This window comes from Dactylosporangium maewongense (assembly GCF_039531485.1).
In the GTDB taxonomy this organism is placed as follows: Bacteria; Actinomycetota; Actinomycetes; order Mycobacteriales; family Micromonosporaceae; genus Dactylosporangium; species Dactylosporangium maewongense.
This window is the reverse complement of sequence record NZ_BAAAQD010000016.1, coordinates 289,774-309,070: the sequence shown is the minus strand read 5'-3', so window position 1 is coordinate 309,070 and position 19,297 is coordinate 289,774. Positions and strand designations below refer to the sequence as shown.

Here is a 19,297-nt window from a genome sequence, read left to right as displayed (position 1 = left end):
TCCACCGTCCAAGGTGTGTCCCGCTACGACGGCGCCGAGTCTGCCACCGTGACAGGACTACGACGATCCAGTTACCTACCCCGACAGTCCCGGTCATCGGCAGGACATGAAGCCTCGGCCCCCGGTGCGTTGCTGACGTTCTGTGACGACCGCCCAGCAAGCCATAGCGCCCGACCGGCGGCAGAAGCGGACGTCAAGATCCTATGGTTGACTGCTCACCGACACGTTGGCGCATCGCGCAAGGCATGATGATCGGATGCGCAGTGTGGAAGAACTGATGGCGACGCCAGATCCGGCGTGGCCGGCGCTGGAGGCGGAGCTGCTGGCTAATCCGCAGATCACCATTCTGCCGGCTGCTGCTGGGGCCGGTAAGGACTGCTTGTACCGGCTGCAGGTTTCTGTCCGGTCGCGGCTCGGCGCTTTGGCGTTGCACACAGGCGGGTTGCTCGTCGACGACGGCTGGCTGAGGGTGCTCGGCGGCGGCGATGAGGCTGGCCTGCCGTCATTGGCGCAAGCCGACGGCTTGCCCGGCGATGGTCGGCCGCCCGCTTCGCTCTTGGTGGGTCATGACGTCCTCGGCGGGAGGTTCGAGGTCAACGGCGCCGATCCAGCGGCGCTCGGTCGTCCCGGAAACGCCGGCGAGGTGTGCTACTTCGGCCCCGACACGCTGACATGGGAACCCCTCGGCGCAGGTCACGGCGCCTGGCTGTCATGGATCGCCGAGGGCGGTACAGCGCAGTTCTACGCGTCGCTGCGGTGGACGGACTGGCAGGCGGAGACCCGCGCGCTGCCGCTGTCGCACGGCATCACGGTCTACCCGTTCCTGTGGTCCCGCGAAGCGCACGAGGACCTCGCCGCAACCACCCGTGGTCCGGCCCCGATAGTCGAACTGTTCTCGTTGCAGGACGAGTTCGCCGCTCGATTTGCCGAAGAACCAGACGCCACGGCGTTGCACATCCGCGTCGACTGAACAACCGCCCCGACGATCCGACGTCAACCTGCGCGGCAGCCGCCCACCACCAGAACGGCAAGCCTCCGCCTCACGAACGGTGACGCGCCGGGCGATGGCGGCGCCATTGACGGCGACGCCGTCACTGGTGGTGACCAGCACGGTTCTACCGACGCGCAGCAGTCGCGGCATGTCCGCGCATCCGATCATGGTGTTGGTGCTCGGGGCATGCTGGCCGTCCCGTTGGAGGACGTGCTGATGTTGGGGCTTGGGGCTGCGCGGCACGTGACCCGTCAGCGGGTCAGGCATGGATTCGCGCGCCGGGCGCCGGAGTGCGCTGCCCCGGCGCAGGCGACCGCGCCGCACTCAGCCTCGACCGCGCCGTGCTCGCATCCCCGGGCACGCCGGACTGACCCGCCCGGGCCTCGGCGGCGGCGGGCAGCGTTCGTGTGCCGGTACCCTCGCCGGGTGACCTCCAACGACGACCCGGCCGACGGGCACGCCCGATTCCACCAGCTCAGCGCCGCCGTGCGGGAGAGCGGGCCCGATGACGACCCGGCGCTGCTCGCAGCTCTGCTCGCCGAGCCTGACCGGATCATGGCGGAGTCGGTGCTGACGTCTCTTGTGGACAGCCGGGCCGAAGGGCTGGGCTCGGCGGCGTCGTTCACCACGTGGGCGGAGCCGGTGCTGGACGCGGTGGGCGCCGACGGGTTCATCGCACGGCGGGTGCAGGAGTGGGGGCTGTTCAAGACGCTGCAGTCCGGCGAGTCGGTGGATCGTGAGGCATTGGCGGCCGCGTCCAACTGGCTCCAGCGCAAAGTGGTCGAGGAGGCCGACTCAGCTGCGGTACTGGCGGTGCTGGGCGAGACCGGCCGCACGAAGCGGGTTCGCAACCTCGCGAAAACCCGCGCCGGACGCCTGCGATCCCCGGGCGGGTGACCAGCCGACTCGGCCGCACCCCGGCCCAGCGTACCGGCCACCGACCTGCACCGGCGCCCTCCGGACCCTGCCCCGGAGCGGCGTTGGTCACGCCCTGTTGGCGGTGCTGGCTGCGCCGCCGCGGCGGGACGCTTGACCGACCCCGTACCAGCCACGCTCCGCGATGGCACGCCTCGTGGCGATGCACCACAAGCCGCGCGCTGACGGCGGCATGACAGGATGGTGTGAAGCTCAAGCCAATCCGGTCATTCAGCCTCACGTGATACAGCGGGGATGTGGTGGAACGTCGGTATGCCGAATATCGGCCCGTGACGCCGTGGCGCAGGTTCCGACATCACGTCCAGTTGTGCCGCAGCGTGCAACTGAACCTGATCGGCTGGTCGACGATCGCGGTGCTGGCTCTGGCCGGCGCGGGAGTTGGATACGCCGGCTGTCGGTCTGCTGGTCTGCCGGTCGGACCCGGCCTAGCCGGAGGTGCCGCGACGGTACTGGCCGGTCTCCTCGTGCTGGATCGCTGGCGGTGGGCCCGGCTCCGTGGACACGGAGCAGCCGAACGCTGACCGCCACGCCGCTGAACCATCACTCCGCGGCGCGTGGATCGCGGCAGAAGACTGCGCCCGGCCTTGGTGTGGACATCTCGGTGCCACAGGATAGCTACAGCGCGATCGGCCGGTACTTCAGGATCTCCTCGACGATCGCCTCCGGCGACGCGTCGTCTCCCAGGTGTGGCGGTGGATGGTGGATGACGTCAGACGGCGCTGGATGCACAACGTTGACCTTCAAGAGATAGAGGTAGTACTCGTGTTCACGATCTGACTCCAGCACTCGCCGCACGATTTCGGTCAGCTCCTCGCGAGTGATGTCAATGAGCTTGGGCCAAGCAGGCCAAGTCGCCATCCGAGCGAAGTCCTGCGTGGAGATCGACCCGTGATAGCTGAGGAAGTCGTAGAGCTCGAGCGTGCTGCCCGTACGCGCATTGAAGGCGGCGATCGCTGCTTCGGTCGGTTCGCCGCGCCAGTGCAGGTCCTCGATCTGTTCGATCGCGGCACAGAGCTCGGTCAGCAGCTCTGGCGGGGCGGCCACTCACGACCCGCGCTGCGGATCGGATCACGATTGCCTGCATATCAAACATGAGCGAGCACCCTCATCACGCCATCATGTCCATGACCCATTAGTCTCGCGTGATGATCGCCGCGCCGCGCCGGGTTCCGTCCGGCGTCGATCGGGACGTTTTGATGCGATGCTATGGCTATCGCTTCACGCGGGCAGGAACGGTCAAAGGAAACGATCCGTCCGACGCGCCCGCCGACCTCGCTGCGGCTCACGGCGCCGGGTGGCCGGTGCGTGAACCCGAACGGTGGAGCGCAGGTGAGATCGTAGAGCGGGCCGTCGAAGCGGCAACCGCGCTCGATGAAGGTGCGGTGCTCGCAGCGTTCGTCGCCGGGCTGGGCAGCGCCCCGCGCGGACGCCAGACGATCATCTCCTACGGCTGGGCGCGTTTCCTCAGGGCCGCGGCGCGGCACGCGGGCGGCGTACCCGATTGCGGACTTGATCCGGCCTCGGATGTCGATGTGACCCAGGTGTTGCTGCGGCTGTCGCTCGGCTGGGCGTGGAACGAGATTCCCGCCGGCTACCTGCCGGACCTGGAGGCTGCGGCAAGCGAAGGACTGCCCGAGCCGGACGCGGAGGACCGCGTACGGCTGCGTGCCCTGCTCGACCTCATCCGCTCATCGCCGGCGGGAACCACCCCGAGTGAACTGGAGAAACAGCTCGCCCGGGCGAAGCTCGTGCCCGGCACCGACAAGTACCAGCGGTACGGCATCCTGATCGGACTTTCGGAGTTCGGGATACTCCCCAGCCCGGTCCTGCCGTCGATGTGGGACCAGTTCATCCCTACCGCCGAGCGGCACGCAGCGTATCGCCTCCTACGAGGCGCGCCGCGGTCAGACATCACGGTCCCGCTCGCGGGATGGAGGGGCGGCATCGACGAGCGCCGCGCCGCACGCATGCTGGCGGTATGAGCGACAAGCGTGCGGATGCGCATTCTCAACTCGGCATCATCAGATGCGCTGTCATCGGCATGTGCGAGCGTCCAGGAGATGCGGCAGACGACAAGCGAGCCTACGGACCGTGATGGCCGTACAGTTGGCCAGCGCGCACGGTCGGCGGCATGAGCGCGCATCTGATCAATAGAATTGGCGGATCGGGCGCGCTTTGCTTGACGCGCGCGTGGCCTTCGACAGTGCCGCTCAGCGGGCCCTCTTCGTCCCGCGCTTGCGGGGCGGCGTCAACAGGTCGGCGATGGCCGCGATCGCGGACGGCACCAGGCGGTAGTACGCCCAGACGCCGCGCTTGTCGCGCTCGAGCAGGCCGGCCTCGGTGAGGATCCGAAGATGATGGCTCACAGTCGGCTGGGAGAGACCGAGCGGCGCGGTGAGGTCACTCACGGACGCCTCGCCCTCCGGAGCGGACTGGATCAGACTCAGCAGTTGCAGCCGGGCCGGGTCGGCGAATGCCTTCAGTACTCCCGCGAGCCGCTCGGCATCGGCACGCGCAATCGGATCGCCGACAAGTGGCGAGACAGCAGGCGTAGCAGTTGTCGCAGTTCCCACGCCTTCCATAGTTGCACTAATACCATCGATAGGCCGGTGGAACAGGGGTCAGAACCTCCAACTGCGACCGCGAGACCGGGTCCAACGTTGCACAGTTGGGCGTCGGGTCCGGGCACGGACGGCGGTGAAGCCGCAGGTCACACGCGTGGCGATCATTGATCGCCATCCTGGACCGTGGCGAGCGCTTCACGGCTAACGGCTAGATGAGTAAGCGTGATCGAGCAGGTTCAACGCCGGGGCGCGCAGTCTGCTTACATGACTTTGGACCCGTTGATGAGCCGCCGGGGCGGAGACAGCGCCAGATTCGTCGACGGAATCAGGAGCGTGGTAATGGTGCGTGCGATGACCCCGGGCGGTCTGGCCGCGGCGGCCCTTCGGGACGAATTGTTTCCTGGCGAGGCGCGGTCGTTGGGGCGAGGCTGGGTTGCTTGGGTGGTGGCCGATCTTGAGTATCGGGCCGTGGTCGACCGCGCAGGCGGGAACAAGCGTTGGCATATGTTCGTCGGAGACGCTCGTCTCGGCCCTGCGATGGCGGACTACGGAGGTCTGTCGGTCCCCCTCGACCCGGTCGGCATAGGCCTGGGCTGGCCGGAGGGCAGCCGGCTGGACCCAGACCAGGCGGTCGCCGTGCGGTCGCTGTGCCGTGACGTGCTGTCATTCGCCAGCAACCGGCGCGAGCTTGCGCTGCTGCTGATGGCTCAGGAAGAGGTCCGTCACGGCGATGTCGTCGCCTGGCTGCCGGCCGGTAACTGGCCGGGCCGACTGGCACAGGCGCTGGTCATCGCGACGGATCTCGACGACCAGCCGTTGGCCGACACGATCCGACATCTGATCAGGACCCCAGGCGCACGAATCGTCAGCCGACGCCCTCACTACCGCCCCGACGTGACACAACCCGAGCGCGACCGCCCGAACGCCCTGTATCTGGACCGCGGTGACCTCGAACAAGACGTTGAACGAGAAGGCCGGCATTGGCTGGCGCGATATTGCAAGGTACTGAATCGGATCATCGATCTGTGACGCAGCCGGTCTCGGCCAGAGGACTGCACCGTCCTCGCGTCAATCGGCAGAGAGATCGGGCTGAGGGAGGTAGCGGCGAGCAGCCATCTCGGGTTTCGCTCGCCACCCCGAGGTCGCGGGCCGCCTCGCCGAGCTGGCCCTGGGCGAGGCTGCCGGGCTCGTGCCGGACCTGGCCGGCCCGCGGGCGTACGGCTTCGACGAGCTCATCCGCTCCTACCTGCGCGCGACGGGCCGGCGCCGCCCGCTGCTGCGGATGCCGATGGGCGGCGGCGCGACCGCGTGATCCGGGCCGGCGCCAACCTGGCCGCGAACGTCCAGCCGCGGCCTTCAGCCGGGTAGCCCACGGCGAGCGTCGCGGGCCACCCCCGACCATTCCTCGTTGTAGGGGGCGGCCGCGGTCGCCGACCTTCGCCTCGCCGGACCGGCACCGGTGTCCTGGCCTGCCGGGATGAATGTCCCTGGCGGGTCGGGACGATCGCGTGGAACCGTACGCGACGCACCGCCCGGGCCCGCGCCGACGGCCGGTTCCGAGCGACCCTCGTGCCCATACCCCGGCCCCGAGAAGACGAGGAGGTCCGCGAACCATGAGTGACACTCGGTTTGCCGCCCCGCACACGTTGCGGGCGGCCGGCATCTTGATGTTGAGCGGCGTTCTGTGCCTGGCCGGTTGCACGAACAATCGACTGCCGGCCGAGCCGCAGACCAGCCGCCCGGCATCGCCCGGCAGCAGCCCCGTGCCGCCGGGACCGGACGTTCCCCGTCTGCCCGCCGGCCTGGTCTGGTTCAACTGGGAAAACGCCAGTGTGAGCGTCTACGACCCGGACGACGGCCACACCGTGTACCAGGCGCCGGTAAACGGCGGGGAGAACCTGGTCGGGCTGACGGTTGCGGCCGACGGCGGCTCGGCCGTCGGCGAAGACCACTGCGGCCTGCTCGTCTTCCGCTGGGCCGGGCACCAGTTCACCAAGGTCGCGCAGCACCCGAGGCCCGGCGATGGCTGTTACGGGTTCATCGAGTACCGCGACGGCCGGTTCTGGGCCGAGTCCGGCCACGAACCGCAGGGCAACCCGCAGGTGTCGCTGGACCCCGCGCAGCCGCAGACGCTGCGCGCGGAGGCGACCGTAGACTCCCTCGTGACCGGCGACGTCACCGTCACGGGCCTGGCCGGGTCGCACAGCACCATGACCGCGAGCAGCCGGCGGGCCGGGACGATCGACATCTCCGGCGACGACGGGTCGGGCCGGCCGGTCTCCTACGTGTGCAGGTTCCCGTTCGACCACACGATGGTGCTGTGCACCGCGACGCTGGCGCTGAACCTGCCGGAGGACGGCTGGGCCGAGCCGTGGGGCAACGTGGCGGTCGCCAGGGTCGACCTGGCGGCGAAGGTGGTCACTCTCGAACAGGTCATGCCGCCTTCGACGACCGCGGTGAAGCAGATGTTCATCTCGCCGGACCGCAAGGAGATCTTCATCCAGATCAGCGGCGGCTGGTTGCGGGTCGACCGCGCCAGCGGCCAGGTGCGGCGGGTGGCGTCGCGGCTACCCGCCCAGGAACTGCAGCCCTGGGATGACACCCCGTGGCTGGACTGGTTGTGAACCGGCCAGTTGACCGGGACCGGCTCGACGCGGCCTGGGCCGCCCTCAGCTTGACCATCACCTAGACGGTCTATTCCAAGGGGTCAGTGGTCGTAGGCGATCAGTGATCGCATGATCGCTGGTCGGTGTGCCAGTTGTGCCAGATCGCTGCGGTCATGGCCAGGAGGCGTTGCAGGACGCGGACGGCTGCGCCTGCAGGGGTGCGGCCGCCGTGCCGTTCGAGGTCGAGTTGGTTCTTGAGGGTCTGGTTGACCGACTCGATGTTCTGGCGGACGGCGCGCAGGATGAGCCGGCCGGGGCGTGGTGCTTCGTTGCGGTATGCGGGTCGGATGACGTCGATATCCGTTTCGTTGAGCCAGGTCTCGGTGATGCGGTCGCGGTAGCCCTTGTCCACGACCAGGATCAGGCCGCTGGGGTGGTGGAACATGGCTGGTTGCAACGAGACCAGATCGATGAGGACGTCACGTTCGTCGACTTTCGGATTGGTCAGGGCGAACGCGACGGGGAGCCCGTGGATGGTGGTGACCAGGTGCAGGCCGCAGGCCCCAGAATCGGCGGGAGTGTGAGGCGCAGTAGCCGTAGCCGGCCCAGCCGGCAAGGTCGGAGCGTTTGACGGTCTCGCGTGAGGTGCCGCACTGCCCCGGGGTCGAGTCGGCGATGCGGATGGGGTGTTGCCACAGGTCGGTGTCCGCGGCGAGGACGGCGATGAGGTGCGCGATCTGTGGGCAACGGCCTGATGATTGCCGGAGGCTGAGGCGCAGGCGACTCCGTCACGCCTGCGTGCATTTGGGGTGGACGGTCGCCGGGCTGAGCAATAGCTTGCGGATGATGATCACGCTGACCACACAGCCTCGGCTCGAGGCGCCCACCGCCACCGTCCGCGCTTCCTATCTCACCGGTGAGCAGGCGGACTGCTTGGCCAGCGGCTTCGACACCGGCTGGCTGGGGCCAGCGAGCGAGGACTTCGATGGATATGTGGCCTCGTGTCAGGGCGTTCAGCGACGTTGGGACGTGCCGTTCTCTACCTACTGGTACATAGCGGGGGAGCATTACCTTGGCACGTTAGTGATCCGACACGAGCTCACCCCGGCGTTGCTCGGTGACGGCGGGCACATCGGATATCACGTGTCGCCGGCGTGGCGGCGACAGGGGCACGCCACCCGGATGCTTGCCGCCGGCCTGGCCGAGGCGCGGCGGCTCGGCTTCGCCGAAGTCCTGCTGACTTGTGATCCGGCTAACGAGGCGTCGCGGAAGGTCATCGTGGCCAACGGTGGCCAGCTCAACGAGACGCTCGGTGCGGAGCTGCGTTACTGGATCGACCTCGACCCGGCACGTCACTGATCCGGGAACCAAGACGTCGATCTCGCCCGGAGATGCCAAACGGCGACACGACCTCACCGGCTTCACGCCGCACACCGCGGTGGGCCTCCAGCCAAGATCGACGCTTGGGCCTTGACGAGGGCCTGATCCTTGATCGGGTGCACTGATCTCGGCAGTTCAGCGCGCCGGACGCCGCACGACCTCATCACGCGGCGTAACGGACGCGGTCGAACCCGCGCTCGCCCTCGGCGGCAGAAGAGGACCCCTTCAGCCGAATCTCGTTTCGCCCACGGATCGCGGCTATGAGCGTGCACCTGCGAGGCGCGTCTCCGATACGGTTGTGGGATGCGGCGGGTCACCGATGAAGCGGTTCTGGCAGTCGGCAGGCTGACGTTGGCCGCGACAGAGCTCGAGTATGTCCTGGCGTGGATCGGAGCTGATCAGGCGGGCGGCGACCAGGCGGCGGTGTTCGCTGTTACCGGGGAGCCGTTGCGAGCCGCGCGCGGGTCGGTCCAGTTCGCGCCACCGCAGAACAGGGACGAGTTCATCGGACTGGTCGACGCTGCGGGATCGTATTTGGCGCAGAGTCAGGCCGCGGTGCGGGCGATGTGGTTCGACAACAGCACGGTCAACGCGGCGACCTTCGATGAGATCGCCGGGCTGTTGCTGCGCTGCCGGGATCGGCTGCAGGTGCTCCTCGACGAAGCGGGGCGCGCATCCACCGTGTAGGTCATGGCACGGAAACGCGGTCGGGCAGCCGCGCCTCGCAGACGCACGCACATCGGCAGATCCGGATGCGTATCGGCTGCGGTGGGGTGCCTGCGGGGGTGCAGTCAGATGGTCGGCGGCCGGCTGCGGTGAGCGGCCGGACGGGGGTCGGTTTGGCGGTGGTGTCCCAGCCAGGGTGCGGGGACTGGGGGTGCGGCTGGCGCGATGGCGCCAACAGCCCGGGCGGCCGGCGTTGTCGCGGACGTCCGCACGGCGACCCGGCAGATGATCTTCACTGAAGACGGTCGGCGCCGGCCTGGATCACGATCCGGGGACCCTGCTTGATCTTGGCCGGCGCCATGGCACCCAGTCCAAGATCCAGACCAACCGGCACGAACGGATCCCTACCACCACGCCCCGGCCTGGACCGTTGCGAAACAGCGGATCCCTTTCGGAACACAACAGGTCCACAGTGGACGAATCGCGAGAGGCGGTTGATCTGCGTTTCCGCAGGTCAACCGCCTCTTGATGTTGCGCGCCCGAAGGGACTCGAACCCCTAACCTTCTGATCCGTAGTCCGCGCGCAGTCGAGTCCAGCTCACAGCCTCGATCAGCGCCGACCCGATAGCCCGATTACTCCATAATCGTGTAGCTCGTCCGTCCACTGTGGATCGACTCAAGTTTGGCAGATCAAGACGCGCCGATCGCGGCAGACATCCCATGTCTTGATCTCGAAGCGCGCTCAACGCGGATCATCGTATGGTGGCATCTCGTCGGCGAAGGTGCCGTAGGGAGCGCCGCCGGAGGTGTAGCCCGCAACGAAGAACGGCCTGCCGTCCAGCACGATCCACCACTCGTCATGGACCGGGCGAGTGGCACGCTCGACGGTACGGCAGGGGGTCGCTGGTGGGCGCTGCGCCCACTGCTGCGCCGAGTCAGGCAACGCGAACCCGAGCGCGGTCAGGTCGTCGTAGGCCGTGTACTCGTCGACGCCGTACCGCTTGGCGTAGTGCTTCACCGTGACCGCCGACCCGGAGCGGATCCACGCCCGTGCCGAGTCCCGGCGTTGCCGCTGGCGCATTCGGTGCCGGCGCGGTTGCATGCCCGGATGCTACCGGCGGCCGGTGTCCGTCCTACCGCATGCTGGACGACGCCGGATCGCGGGTCCTGCTCGCCCCGATAGTTACCAGCCTGCCGAGCGCCATCGGCGGCTACTTCCGTGCACCTGATCAATTGGTGGATTGGGCGCGCTTGTACCGGCGCGGTCGGTTGCTTGGCGCGCTCGTGGCCTTCGACAGTGCCGCTCAGCGGGCCCTCTTCGTCGCCCGCTTGCGGGGCGGCGTCAACAGGTCGGCGATCGCCGCGATCGCGGACGGCACCAGGCGGTAGTACGCCCAGACGCCGCGCTTGTCGCGCTCGAGCAGGCCGGCCTCGGTGAGGATCCGAAGATGATGGCTCACAGTCGGTTGGGACAGACCGAGCGGCGCGGTGAGGTCACTCACGGACGCCTCGCCCTCCGGAGCGGACTGGATCAGACTCAGCAGTTGCAGCCGGGCCGGGTCGGCGAATGCCTTCAGTACTCCCGCGAGCCGCTCGGCATCGGCACGCGCAATCGGCTCGCCAGCAAGCGGCGAGATGGCAGGCGTAGCAATTGTCGCAGTTCCCACGCCTTCCATCCTTCCACCAACGCCGTCGGTGGGCCGGTGGAACCCTGCGCTTGCCGATAATGACATCCGCGCTGGTCAGAGGCGATGTCAGGCCGTCAGCGGATCTTGGCCCGTTCGAGTAGGTAGTCATACATAGCCGCCGAGGTGCGAGATGACGCTGCCTCGTACTGCTGCGACTGGCGTACCTCGGCGTGACGAACGCCCTCGCGATGCTGCGGCTGCTGCCGATGAGCGACCGGGCCAAGGATGTGGAGATCCGTGCGCCACGAACGCGGCTGGAGGTTGCGATGTAGAAGATCGTGCTGATGGTCGCGGTGCTGCACTGGTGATGGAGGTGGGCCCTCCGGGATCGCCCTGCAGGGGAGGTCTCCAAACCGCCGCAGGCTGCTTCGGTGAATGAGCCGGGGGGTGGTGAGCGCTGCGGAAAGGTGGGCGGCCGAATTCGATCTCACAAGAAGTTCTGCGGCCAGTGATCTTGAAGATCGCTTAATGCAACAGCGCCCTACCGCGCGGTGTGAACCCGCGACAACTCGGGGGCGTACTCGCCCTGCGGCGGTTCGACAGTGGCCTGTGTCGATGCCGACCGCTCCAGGAAGCGCAGCAGCTCGACCGGGAACGGCAGCACCACCGTTGAGTTCTTCTCAGCCGCCACCTCGACCACCGTCTCCAACAGCCGCAGCTGCAGCGCGGTCGGTGTCTGCGCCATCGTGGCCGCGGCCTCAGCGAGCTTGCGCGATGCCTGCAGCTCACCGTCCGCGGTGATGACCCGGGCGCGCCGCTCACGCTCCGCCTCGGCCTGCCGGGACATCGAGCGTTTCATCGACTCCGGCAGCGAGACATCCTTGATCTCCACCCGGTCGATGTGGACGCCCCAATCGATCACCGGGCTGTCGATCATGACCTCCAGGCCCTGGTTGAGCCGCTCGCGATTGGTCAACAGCTCGTCAAGGTCGCTCTTGCCGATGATCGAACGCAGCGACGTCTGCGCCACCTGGAGAACCGCGAACATGTAATCCTGCACGTTGACGGCGGCCCGGACCGGGTCCACGACCCGGAAGTACACCACCGCGTCGACCGTGACGGTCACGTTGTCGCGAGTGATGCCATCCTGCGCCGGAACCGGCATGGTGACGATCTGCAGGTTCACTTTCTGCAGCCGGTCCAGCAACGGCACGATCAGGGCCAGGCCCGGCCCGCGGGTCACCTCGCGCAGACGCCCGAACCGGAAGATCAGACCGCGTTCATACTGCCGAACGATCCGGGCGCTGGCCAACAACCCGGCCACCGCCATCATCACCACGACAATAAACATCAAAACCATGGCAACACGCGCCATCCTTGCATCTCCACCCAGCTTAACGCGGTGTGCCACCGCAACGCACCGCGGTGATGACTGACCAACCGCGCCGAGCAACGGCGTCGCCCTGAGCCACTGCCAAACCGGACTGAATTGACCAGCGACTCGTCGTTGAAGCGATCTTCCCGTTTCCATGGGCAGGGCAAGGCAGCTGGGAACAGCACGCAAAGGACATAGCCTCGACCAGGCGATCGAGGCTATGTGCGTTTCATGGTTAACGCTGAGCTATTCGCCCGTCTCGCCTGAGGACTCACCACCTTCTGCCGCGGCTGCTGCTTCGGTGGGTGCCTGCTTCGCCTCCTCCTCTGTCGCCACTTCCTCAGCCTGGGCCTGCTCGGCCGCGGACTCGGGCTTCTCGGTCGGCGCCGCGGACACTTCCTCAGCCTGGGACTCCGGGGCCGGTCCTTCGACCGGCTCCTCCTCGGCGGGTGCCTCGGTCTGCTCGCCTTCCTCCGCGGCTTCCGCGGGGGCCGGCTCAGCCTGCACGGACTCTGCGCCCTGCTCCTCACCGCCACCTTCTGCGCTGTCGGAACCCTCCGTTTCCGCCGGCTCGGTCGAGGGCTGCTCGTCCTGACCGCCCAACTCGCCGGCCCGGGCCGGCTCAGCCTCGGGCGCCTGCATGACGTCGCTCATCTCATGTCACCTCTCCACCTGTTCGTGTCCACCTGTTCGTGGTCGATAGGAAGTCTGGGGCGACGCTCACGAGGACGTGTTGCTGCATGCGTGACGGTCAGGCGTTGCACGCTTAAGCGGAGCCACTCCTGCGGCTCGGTCACCCGAGACCGGCACGTCCGCCCGTCGCGGGCCGCGGCCCGCAGCGGCATTGCGTACCGCGTATGGCGTTGCAATTCTGACGTTACTCCGTGTGATCCGAATGTATTCAGTCAGCGCTGGCCGGGTCCGGCATAGCACGGCACGTGCCTGCGGGACGATCGAGGCGCACCGTGCCGGAACGGGCTACTACGTCTGTTCCGCCAGAATCGCGTCGTCGAATGCTGCTGCGGTCGGTTGGGTCTGCTCAGGCATGCATGTTGAGCTGCTCGGTGGTGCGGAACAGCAACGACCACCGACCACATCAGGGCCGCGACCAGCGCCCTCCTGCCGTCGAAACCTTGCCGCCCGTCACCGATCTCGCCAAGGTCCTGGTCCACCGCGGACTTCCACCGGCAAGCGACGACGAGCTTACGAACAAAGATCAACCACCTACACGGTCAACCCCCACTCTGCTGGGCGCACAGAAACGGCTCAATGATCGGCAACTGGCGGTGCTGGCCTGGGTCGGCGCCGGTTGCCCCGATGGTGTGATGACCGGCGCACGTTTTAGGACGACCGCGGTCGCGCTGCAGAACCGGCGGCTGCTGACGGTCAGCCAGCGCGGCGGCCGGTGGGCCGCGGCGCTCACCGGCGACGGCAGTCACTGTCTGGCCCATGGCGCGTACCCGCCCGGGCCGTCAGCGGCTGGCGCGCAGCCAAGGCCGCCAAACAGCCCAAAATCACGACCGGAACTGCACATGGCAGCACGTTCAAGACCGCTACGGCGAGGTCGCCCGCTGGGGGCAAGCCGGGGCCGGCGCAGCGGCTCGTCGACGAGGTCCAGGCCGCCGGCGCCGCATGAACCTGACCACCGGCCGCTGGTCGACCGTCACCGTCAACGCCGTCACCAACCTCACCGCCGGCCAGGCCACACCAGCCGAACTGGCCGACGGGCTGCGTGGACACTGGACCATCGAAGTGCTCCACCATGTGCGTGACGCGACCTTCGCCGAGGACGCCAGCCAGATCCGCACAGGCAACGCCCCACAAGCCATGGCCACCCTCCGCAACGTCGCGGTCAGCGTGCTCCGACTGGCCGGCACCACCACGATCGCCCGAGCCCTCCGCGCCAACGCCAGAGACCCCGCCGACCGCCGCAGGTCCTCGGCCTACTGACATAGCGCAAAGCGGTGAAATACCTACCTTGCAAAGGCCATAGAACGCACCGTCAGGGCCGAAGATACAGCGGCGCAGGGTGTGGGTCCGGCGAAACTCGTCGTGCAGCGCCCGCCGTTCCGCCTGTTCGGCACCGGTTTAGTCGGCGGTCCTGAAGCCGTACATTGCGACCTTGAAGGGATCGATCTGGTCCGCGCTGGTGTCGCCTTCGAGGACAAACCCGAACCATGCACGCAGCGCCGCCTCGCCGAGCTCGCAGCCCTTGAGTCTGCAGAGCACTTACTGCCCCGAACCCGGCGATGTCCAGATCCAAGGCGCTCACTCCCGGGATTCTTGTCGACCGGCTCGCACGAGCGGCCCGGCTGCGACGGCGCCCAGAACCAGGACCACCAACAGCTGAATGCCCTCGTGCCCGAAGCCGCCTTGGCCAAGCAGCAGCGCGGTGGTCAGCGGGACCAGCACGAAGTTGTTGCCGGCGTGTGCCAGGCAGGCCGGCCAGATGCTGCGGCTGCGGGCCCGCAGCCAGGCCAGGATGACCTCCTGGCACAGGATCCACGCCGTCCACCCGACCAGGCCCAGGGCCGGATGCCGGAACTCGGCGTAGCCGAGCAGCGCGAGCGGGTAGTGCCAGACCGCCGCGATCAGGCCGGCTGACAACGCGGCGCGGCGCGGGCGGCCGGGACAGATGCGCAGCAGCAGATAGCCGGTCCAGCCGAATTCCTCGCCCCAGAGGGCGACGGTGACGATCGGCGCTACCGCACAGAGCAGCAGCGGCACCGACCAGACGGGCACGCCGGGAACCAGGTCCGCCATCGGGCCGACGGACGGCTCCCACCGCCCGGATGCCGCGGCGACGCCGACCACCGCGGCGGCGACACCAAGTGGGCCCAGCCAGGCCAGCAGGTAGTACCGCCAGGCGGGGCGCAACCGTAGCCGGGAGCCGGCGTCCGCAAAACCCTCGCGGGTGACCCAACGCCGGACCACCAGCGCCGCGGCCGCCGGCGCGAACGCGACCGGCACCTGCACCAGCGGGTTCACCAACGACCAGCCGAGCAGCAGGCGGGCCACCACTTCCCAGCCCCAGGCGACACCGTACGACATCAGGAGAAATGCCGTCAGACCCCGCTTCCTCGCCCGCTCCCCGAAGCTCGTCGATCGGGCATCGATCATGGCGGTCGGCTCCCGTCGGGTCAGCTCGCGTGCTCAGCGAGGCTCGGAGGCTTCCGCGTACGGATACCGGCCACCGCTGCCGCCACGGTGAGCAGCAGGCAGGTGACGCCGATGCCGAGCAGCGGGAGCCATGGGATGGTGATGGGCACGGGGAAGCCGGCCAGGTCGGCCGTGATGGCGCGGCGCACGAGCCAGCCCAGCAGCACGGTGGTGGCGCCGCCCAGGAGCAGGCCGGTGCCGCAGACGAGAGCGGCCTGCCAGATGGCGGCCCGCCGGACCTGGTCGGGGATCGCGCCGACGAGCTGGATCAGGTCGCGTTGACGGCGCCGGTGTGAGGCGCCGATGAGGGTCGCGTTGACGATCGCGATGGCGGCGTAGACGCCGGCCGGTCCGAGCAGGATGGTGAGGCCGAGGTTGTTGGCCCGGCGGGTCCGCGCCGTGGTGGCGTCGATCCAGTCGCCGGCGTCGAGGATCCGGCTGTCGCTGCCGGCGAGCGTGCGCTTCAGGGACTCTCGCGCCGTGGCGGCGTCGGTGCGCGGGACGACGAAGACGGTCCCGGTCGCGCCGCCGGTGGCGGGTGGCAGCAGGTCGGCGGGGATGGCAAGCTCGCCGTACAGGTCGGGTGCGTCGGGGATGACGGCGACGACGCGCAGCGGGACCCGGTCGCCGTCGATCCAGACCACGAGGGTGCCGCCCAGGCCGATGCCGGCGTCGGTGACCCACGTGTTGGTGACCGCGACACTGCGTCCGTGGAAATCGTCGAGGGTGCCGCGAGCGGCGGTCAGGCCGCGGGCGGCGACGGCGGTGGCGGGGTCGATGATCTCGACCTCGTCGCGCTCGCCGGGGCGGCCGTTGTCGTCGCGTTGGAGCATGACCTGCCGGCGTGCGTCGGCGATCGCGACGGCCGTGTCGGACTCGACCGACGCGGCCGCGGCCGGGCTGCCCGCCTCGACGACGAGCGGCGCGTGCAGCCGGGCCCGATCCTGCGCGGTCGTCCAGTCGGCGGTGAAGCTGAGGGCCAGCAGCAGCGACCCGGCGATGGCGGAGATGGCCACGACCGGGGCGGCGACCGCCGCGGTGGCGCGGGTCGCGGCGCGCACCTCGTCGCGGGCCATCCGGGCCGTCACGTCCCGGCTGAGGCACGGGCGGGCAAGCAGGGCGGCGAGCCGCGGGACGACAGCGGGTCCGATGCTCATCAGGCCGATCACGACCACCTCGGGCAGCAAAATGGCGGCGATCAGCGCGAACAGCGGAGGCAGGTCGGCGGCGGCGATGACGGCGGCCACCACGCCGCCGAAGCACAGCGCCGCGACGGCGAACTGGATAATGCTGGGCCGGGTTCGCTCGATCGCGGCCTCCCGCAGGGCGGCGCTGGGGGTGATCCGGGCGGCGCGGCGCGAGGATCGCCAGGCTCCGAGGAGCGCGACCATCGCACCGGTGGGTGCGGCGACCGTCCAGGCGATCCACGGGCTCGGGGGCTGCAGGTCGAGCGTGGTGACCCCGATGGCCCGCACCAGCCAGAGCACCGCCGGGGCCAGCGAAGTGCCGAGCAGACCCCCCACCGTGGTGGCCGCGGCCGCGACGACGGCGGACTCGCCCAGCAGGAGCCAGCGCACCTGCCGTGGCGTCGCGCCGACCAGGCGCAGCAGGCCGAGCTCACGCCGGCGGCCGGCCACGACGAAGCCGAACGTGCTGCCGACCACGAAGAGGGCCATGAACGCCGAGAGCGCCGACATCATGCCGAACATCGCGGCCAGGTCGTCGAGTTGTGCCCGCTGGTCGGCGGTGACGCCGGCCCGGCCGCTGGTGGCGTCGACGCTGCCGATGAGCGTCACGGTGACGGCGATGAGGATGACACCGAACAGCAACGCGACGAAGGCACCCAGGTAGCCGCGCCATGAGCTGTGGACGGTCTGCCTGGCCAGGGTCAGCATCGTCGGGGCCCGCATCATCGCTCCAGGTCGTGCATCATCGCGGCGATCTGACCGGCGTCAGCGCGCGCGAGGTGACCGACGATCTGCCCGTCGGCGAGGAACAGCACACCGTCCGCGTACGAGGCGGCCAGCGGATCGTGGGTCACCATGACGACGCTCTGACCGCCGTCGGCCAGCGACCGCAGGAGTTCGAGCACGTCGCGTCCGGTACCGCGATCCAGGGCGCCGGTGGGTTCGTCGGCGAACAGCACGTCGGGCCGGCCGTGCAGCGCCCGGGCGATCGCGACCCGCTGCTGCTGGCCGCCGGACAGCTCCGACGGCCGGCGCCGGGCGTGCTCGGAGAGGCCGACGTGGGTCAGGGCGGTCCGCACGGTGGCCGGGTCGACCCGGCGTCCGGCCAGGCGGGCGGGCAGCGCGACGTTGTCGAACGCGGTGAGGGCGTCGAGGAGGTTGTAGGACTGGAAGACGAACGCCATCGAGGTACGCCGGAAGCGGGTCAGCTCGGTCTCGTTCAGCTTGTCGAGCCGGGTGTCGCCGACGATGACGCGCCCGCCGGTCGGCCGGTCGAGGCCGGCGGCGAGCTGGAGCAGGGTGGACTTGCCGGAGCCGGACGGTCCCATGATCGCGGTGAACGTGCCACGCTGGAACACGTGGGTCACGCCGCGCAGCGCGTGCACCGAGCCGGCGCGCGAGCGGTAGGTGCGGGTGAGACCGTCGAGCGTGACGGCCGCCGAGGATGGCTGATGCATGCCCTCAGTGCACCCGCGGGCGCGTGCTGCCACACGGGCTTGGACGCGACTTCGGGGGTAGCGCGCACGCTACCCCCCGCGGCCGAGGTGGTCCGTAGGATTGGCCCATGAGCGACGCCTGGACTGCTGTGCGCGGGCGCCCCGCACGGTTCCTGGCGTCGGCGTGGCCGTGGCGCTCTCTGGCGTACGTGGGCAGCACTGTGCCCGTCGGCCTCGGCTGGCTGATCCTCCTGCTGGTGGTCCTCGGCGTGGGCGTGGCCACGATCGTGGTCGTCGCGGGACTGTTCGTGCTCGCCGGCGTTGCGACGCTCGTCCGCCTCGCCGCCGCGGGTGAGCGTCGCCGGCTCCGGCTGGTCTTCCCCGGGCGGCCGGTGGACCGGCGACATGCGCTGCCCGATCGGGGGCGTGGCCGCGCATCGTGGCCCGAGGCGGGCGTCACGATCCTGCTGGCGACGGTGTTCTGGCTCGTGGACGCCGCGGTGGTGGTGCTGCTGTCGGCTCCGGCCGTGCTGATCCTCGCTCCGGTGCTGGTCCGTTACGACGGTGTTGAGGTCGCCGGGTGGCGGGTCGACAACGCCGGTGAGGCGTGGGCCGCGGTGGCCGCCGGCCTCGGCACGCTGGTCCTGCTGGCATACGCGATCACCGCGCTGGCCTGCGGCCAGGCGGCGTTGGTGCGGCACCTGCTGGACCCGCCCGAGGCCCGGCTGGCCGAAGCGGTCCAGCAGCTGCGCCGGTCCAGAAGCGGGCTGGTCGACGCGTTCGAGACCGAACGCCGCCGCATCGAGCGCGATCTGCACGACGGCGTCCAGCAGCGTCTCGTCGCGCTGACCATGACACTGGGCAGCGCCGAGCTGGACCTGCCCGACGGCCCCGGCCTCGACCTCGTCCGCGAGGCACACCACCAGGCCGAGCAGGCCCTCGCCGACCTGCGCACCACGATTCGGGGCATCCACCCCCAGGTGCTGACCGACCACGGGCTCGCCGCGGCCGTCCACGAGATCGCCGGCCGGTCAGCCGTGCCGGTCCACCTCGACCTCGCCCTGAACGGCAGGCTCCCGCCCGCGGTCGAGGCCGCGGCCTACTTCTTCGTCAGCGAAAACCTCACCAACATCGCCCGCCACGCCCGGGCCCGATCGGCACAGGTGCACGCGTGGACCGACGACGACGCCCTGATCGTCTCGGTCGTCGACGACGGCGTCGGCGGCGCCGACCCGCGGGCCGGTACCGGCCTCGCCGGACTGCGGGCCCGGCTCGACGCCCTCGACGGCGACCTGCGCATCACCAGCCCCGCCGGCGGCCCGACCCAGGTGAGGATGACGTGCCCGATCCGCTGACGCCGCGGCCGAAG

The 19,297-nt window shown here is 69.3% G+C and carries 20 protein-coding genes and 1 pseudogene; 10 read left to right on the top strand and 11 right to left on the bottom strand.

Annotated elements, in window-relative coordinates:
- The first annotated feature begins 256 nt into the window (after positions 1–256).
- Complete coding sequence (locus ABD332_RS35900; RefSeq protein WP_344507176.1) at positions 257–970, top strand: DUF2625 family protein; 714 nt, start codon at positions 257–259, stop codon at positions 968–970.
- Between the two features lie 447 nt (positions 971–1,417).
- On the top strand, positions 1,418–1,888 hold the full coding sequence (locus ABD332_RS35895; RefSeq protein WP_344507175.1) for a hypothetical protein: 471 nt from the start codon (positions 1,418–1,420) through the stop codon (positions 1,886–1,888).
- 654 nt (positions 1,889–2,542) lie between these two features.
- On the opposite strand, the gene ABD332_RS35890 is transcribed toward ABD332_RS35895, so the two are convergent.
- Positions 2,543–2,971 carry a bacteriocin immunity protein gene (locus tag ABD332_RS35890; RefSeq protein ID WP_344507174.1) on the bottom strand — a complete coding sequence of 143 codons (429 nt, stop codon included), beginning with the start codon at positions 2,969–2,971 and terminating at the stop codon, positions 2,543–2,545.
- 101 nt (positions 2,972–3,072) lie between these two features.
- Between ABD332_RS35890 and ABD332_RS35885 the strand changes: the two genes are divergently transcribed.
- On the top strand, positions 3,073–3,909 hold the full coding sequence (locus ABD332_RS35885; RefSeq protein WP_344507172.1) for a hypothetical protein: 837 nt from the start codon (positions 3,073–3,075) through the stop codon (positions 3,907–3,909).
- Positions 3,910–4,137: 228 nt separating this feature from the next.
- On the opposite strand, the gene ABD332_RS35880 is transcribed toward ABD332_RS35885, so the two are convergent.
- Positions 4,138–4,509: an ArsR/SmtB family transcription factor gene (locus ABD332_RS35880; protein ID WP_344507170.1), complete on the bottom strand. Its 372-nt coding sequence runs from the start codon at positions 4,507–4,509 to the stop codon at positions 4,138–4,140.
- Between the two features lie 204 nt (positions 4,510–4,713).
- On the opposite strand from ABD332_RS35880, the gene ABD332_RS35875 reads away from it, so the two are divergent.
- The 3 genes from ABD332_RS35875 to ABD332_RS35865 all read left to right on the top strand — a co-directional run bounded on the left by ABD332_RS35875 (position 4,714) and on the right by ABD332_RS35865 (position 7,115).
- Positions 4,714–5,520, top strand: coding sequence for a hypothetical protein (locus ABD332_RS35875; RefSeq protein ID WP_344507168.1), 807 nt, complete (start codon positions 4,714–4,716; stop codon positions 5,518–5,520).
- A 160-nt stretch (positions 5,521–5,680) separates the two neighbouring features.
- The gene (locus ABD332_RS35870; protein ID WP_344507166.1) at positions 5,681–5,803 is read left to right on the top strand and encodes a hypothetical protein; all 123 of its coding nucleotides are present in this window, start codon (positions 5,681–5,683) and stop codon (positions 5,801–5,803) included.
- A 301-nt stretch (positions 5,804–6,104) separates the two neighbouring features.
- The gene (locus ABD332_RS35865; protein ID WP_344507164.1) at positions 6,105–7,115 is read left to right on the top strand and encodes an SMP-30/gluconolactonase/LRE family protein; all 1,011 of its coding nucleotides are present in this window, start codon (positions 6,105–6,107) and stop codon (positions 7,113–7,115) included.
- Between the two features lie 83 nt (positions 7,116–7,198).
- On the opposite strand, the pseudogene ABD332_RS35860 reads toward ABD332_RS35865, so the two are convergent.
- Positions 7,199–7,840 (bottom strand): annotated as a pseudogene (locus ABD332_RS35860) (transposase); the annotation flags it as partial.
- Positions 7,841–7,943: 103 nt separating this feature from the next.
- Here ABD332_RS35860 and ABD332_RS35855 point away from each other — a divergent pair.
- Positions 7,944–8,456 carry a GNAT family N-acetyltransferase gene (locus ABD332_RS35855; protein ID WP_344507160.1) on the top strand — a complete coding sequence of 171 codons (513 nt, stop codon included), beginning with the start codon at positions 7,944–7,946 and terminating at the stop codon, positions 8,454–8,456.
- Between the two features lie 324 nt (positions 8,457–8,780).
- Positions 8,781–9,164: a hypothetical protein gene (locus ABD332_RS35850; protein WP_344507158.1), complete on the top strand. Its 384-nt coding sequence runs from the start codon at positions 8,781–8,783 to the stop codon at positions 9,162–9,164.
- A 721-nt stretch (positions 9,165–9,885) separates the two neighbouring features.
- Here the strand turns inward: ABD332_RS35850 and ABD332_RS35845 are convergent.
- The 4 genes from ABD332_RS35845 to ABD332_RS35830 form a co-directional block, all read right to left on the bottom strand.
- The gene (locus ABD332_RS35845; protein ID WP_344507156.1) at positions 9,886–10,245 is read right to left on the bottom strand and encodes a hypothetical protein; all 360 of its coding nucleotides are present in this window, start codon (positions 10,243–10,245) and stop codon (positions 9,886–9,888) included.
- Positions 10,246–10,447: 202 nt separating this feature from the next.
- Positions 10,448–10,819 (bottom strand): ArsR/SmtB family transcription factor, encoded by a 372-nt coding sequence (locus ABD332_RS35840; protein ID WP_344507154.1) that lies wholly within the window; start codon positions 10,817–10,819, stop codon positions 10,448–10,450.
- Positions 10,820–11,312: 493 nt separating this feature from the next.
- Positions 11,313–12,146, bottom strand: a complete 834-nt coding sequence (locus tag ABD332_RS35835; protein ID WP_344507152.1) for a slipin family protein — start codon at positions 12,144–12,146, stop codon at positions 11,313–11,315.
- Positions 12,147–12,392: 246 nt separating this feature from the next.
- The gene (locus ABD332_RS35830; RefSeq protein WP_344507150.1) at positions 12,393–12,800 is read right to left on the bottom strand and encodes a hypothetical protein; all 408 of its coding nucleotides are present in this window, start codon (positions 12,798–12,800) and stop codon (positions 12,393–12,395) included.
- A 978-nt stretch (positions 12,801–13,778) separates the two neighbouring features.
- On the opposite strand from ABD332_RS35830, the gene ABD332_RS35825 reads away from it, so the two are divergent.
- Entirely contained in the window at positions 13,779–14,096 is a 318-nt protein-coding gene (locus ABD332_RS35825) for a hypothetical protein (protein ID WP_344507148.1), read from the top strand.
- Between the two features lie 138 nt (positions 14,097–14,234).
- Here the strand turns inward: ABD332_RS35825 and ABD332_RS60205 are convergent, their stop codons facing one another.
- The 4 genes from ABD332_RS60205 to ABD332_RS35810 form a co-directional block, all read right to left on the bottom strand.
- A complete protein-coding gene (locus ABD332_RS60205) occupies positions 14,235–14,375 on the bottom strand; it encodes a DUF6928 family protein (RefSeq protein WP_425552341.1) in 141 nt (46 codons plus the stop codon).
- Between the two features lie 39 nt (positions 14,376–14,414).
- Positions 14,415–15,197, bottom strand: coding sequence for a CPBP family intramembrane glutamic endopeptidase (locus ABD332_RS35820; protein WP_344507146.1), 783 nt, complete (start codon positions 15,195–15,197; stop codon positions 14,415–14,417).
- A gap of 89 nt (positions 15,198–15,286) precedes the next feature.
- Positions 15,287–17,215 carry an FtsX-like permease family protein gene (locus tag ABD332_RS35815; RefSeq protein WP_344507144.1) on the bottom strand — a complete coding sequence of 643 codons (1,929 nt, stop codon included), beginning with the start codon at positions 17,213–17,215 and terminating at the stop codon, positions 15,287–15,289.
- Positions 17,215–17,949, bottom strand: a complete 735-nt coding sequence (locus ABD332_RS35810) for an ABC transporter ATP-binding protein (protein WP_344507142.1) — start codon at positions 17,947–17,949, stop codon at positions 17,215–17,217. The genes ABD332_RS35815 and ABD332_RS35810 overlap by 1 nt, the downstream gene beginning before the upstream one ends.
- 107 nt (positions 17,950–18,056) lie before the next feature.
- Between ABD332_RS35810 and ABD332_RS35805 the strand changes: the two genes are divergently transcribed.
- The gene (locus ABD332_RS35805; RefSeq protein ID WP_344507140.1) at positions 18,057–19,283 is read left to right on the top strand and encodes a sensor histidine kinase; all 1,227 of its coding nucleotides are present in this window, start codon (positions 18,057–18,059) and stop codon (positions 19,281–19,283) included.
- The last annotated feature ends 14 nt before the right edge of the window (positions 19,284–19,297 follow it).

What these genes read in the sequence shown, in the direction of transcription:
- ABD332_RS35805 (WP_344507140.1), top strand. Translation starts at nt 18,057, where the DNA reads ATGAGCGACGCCTGGACTGCTGTGCGCGGGCGCCCCGCACGGTTCCTG.
- ABD332_RS35820 (WP_344507146.1), bottom strand. Translation starts at nt 15,197, where the DNA reads ATGTCGTACGGTGTCGCCTGGGGCTGGGAAGTGGTGGCCCGCCTGCTG.
- ABD332_RS35900 (WP_344507176.1), top strand. Translation starts at nt 257, where the DNA reads ATGCGCAGTGTGGAAGAACTGATGGCGACGCCAGATCCGGCGTGGCCG.
- ABD332_RS35830 (WP_344507150.1), bottom strand. Translation starts at nt 12,800, where the DNA reads ATGAGCGACGTCATGCAGGCGCCCGAGGCTGAGCCGGCCCGGGCCGGC.
- ABD332_RS35855 (WP_344507160.1), top strand. Translation starts at nt 7,944, where the DNA reads ATGATCACGCTGACCACACAGCCTCGGCTCGAGGCGCCCACCGCCACC.
- ABD332_RS35825 (WP_344507148.1), top strand. Translation starts at nt 13,779, where the DNA reads ATGAACCTGACCACCGGCCGCTGGTCGACCGTCACCGTCAACGCCGTC.
- ABD332_RS35840 (WP_344507154.1), bottom strand. Translation starts at nt 10,819, where the DNA reads ATGGAAGGCGTGGGAACTGCGACAATTGCTACGCCTGCCATCTCGCCG.
- ABD332_RS35865 (WP_344507164.1), top strand. Translation starts at nt 6,105, where the DNA reads ATGAGTGACACTCGGTTTGCCGCCCCGCACACGTTGCGGGCGGCCGGC.
- ABD332_RS35810 (WP_344507142.1), bottom strand. Translation starts at nt 17,949, where the DNA reads ATGCATCAGCCATCCTCGGCGGCCGTCACGCTCGACGGTCTCACCCGC.
- ABD332_RS35845 (WP_344507156.1), bottom strand. Translation starts at nt 10,245, where the DNA reads ATGCAACCGCGCCGGCACCGAATGCGCCAGCGGCAACGCCGGGACTCG.
- ABD332_RS35850 (WP_344507158.1), top strand. Translation starts at nt 8,781, where the DNA reads ATGCGGCGGGTCACCGATGAAGCGGTTCTGGCAGTCGGCAGGCTGACG.
- ABD332_RS35885 (WP_344507172.1), top strand. Translation starts at nt 3,073, where the DNA reads ATGATCGCCGCGCCGCGCCGGGTTCCGTCCGGCGTCGATCGGGACGTT.
- ABD332_RS35880 (WP_344507170.1), bottom strand. Translation starts at nt 4,509, where the DNA reads ATGGAAGGCGTGGGAACTGCGACAACTGCTACGCCTGCTGTCTCGCCA.
- ABD332_RS35835 (WP_344507152.1), bottom strand. Translation starts at nt 12,146, where the DNA reads ATGGCGCGTGTTGCCATGGTTTTGATGTTTATTGTCGTGGTGATGATG.
- ABD332_RS35815 (WP_344507144.1), bottom strand. Translation starts at nt 17,215, where the DNA reads ATGCGGGCCCCGACGATGCTGACCCTGGCCAGGCAGACCGTCCACAGC.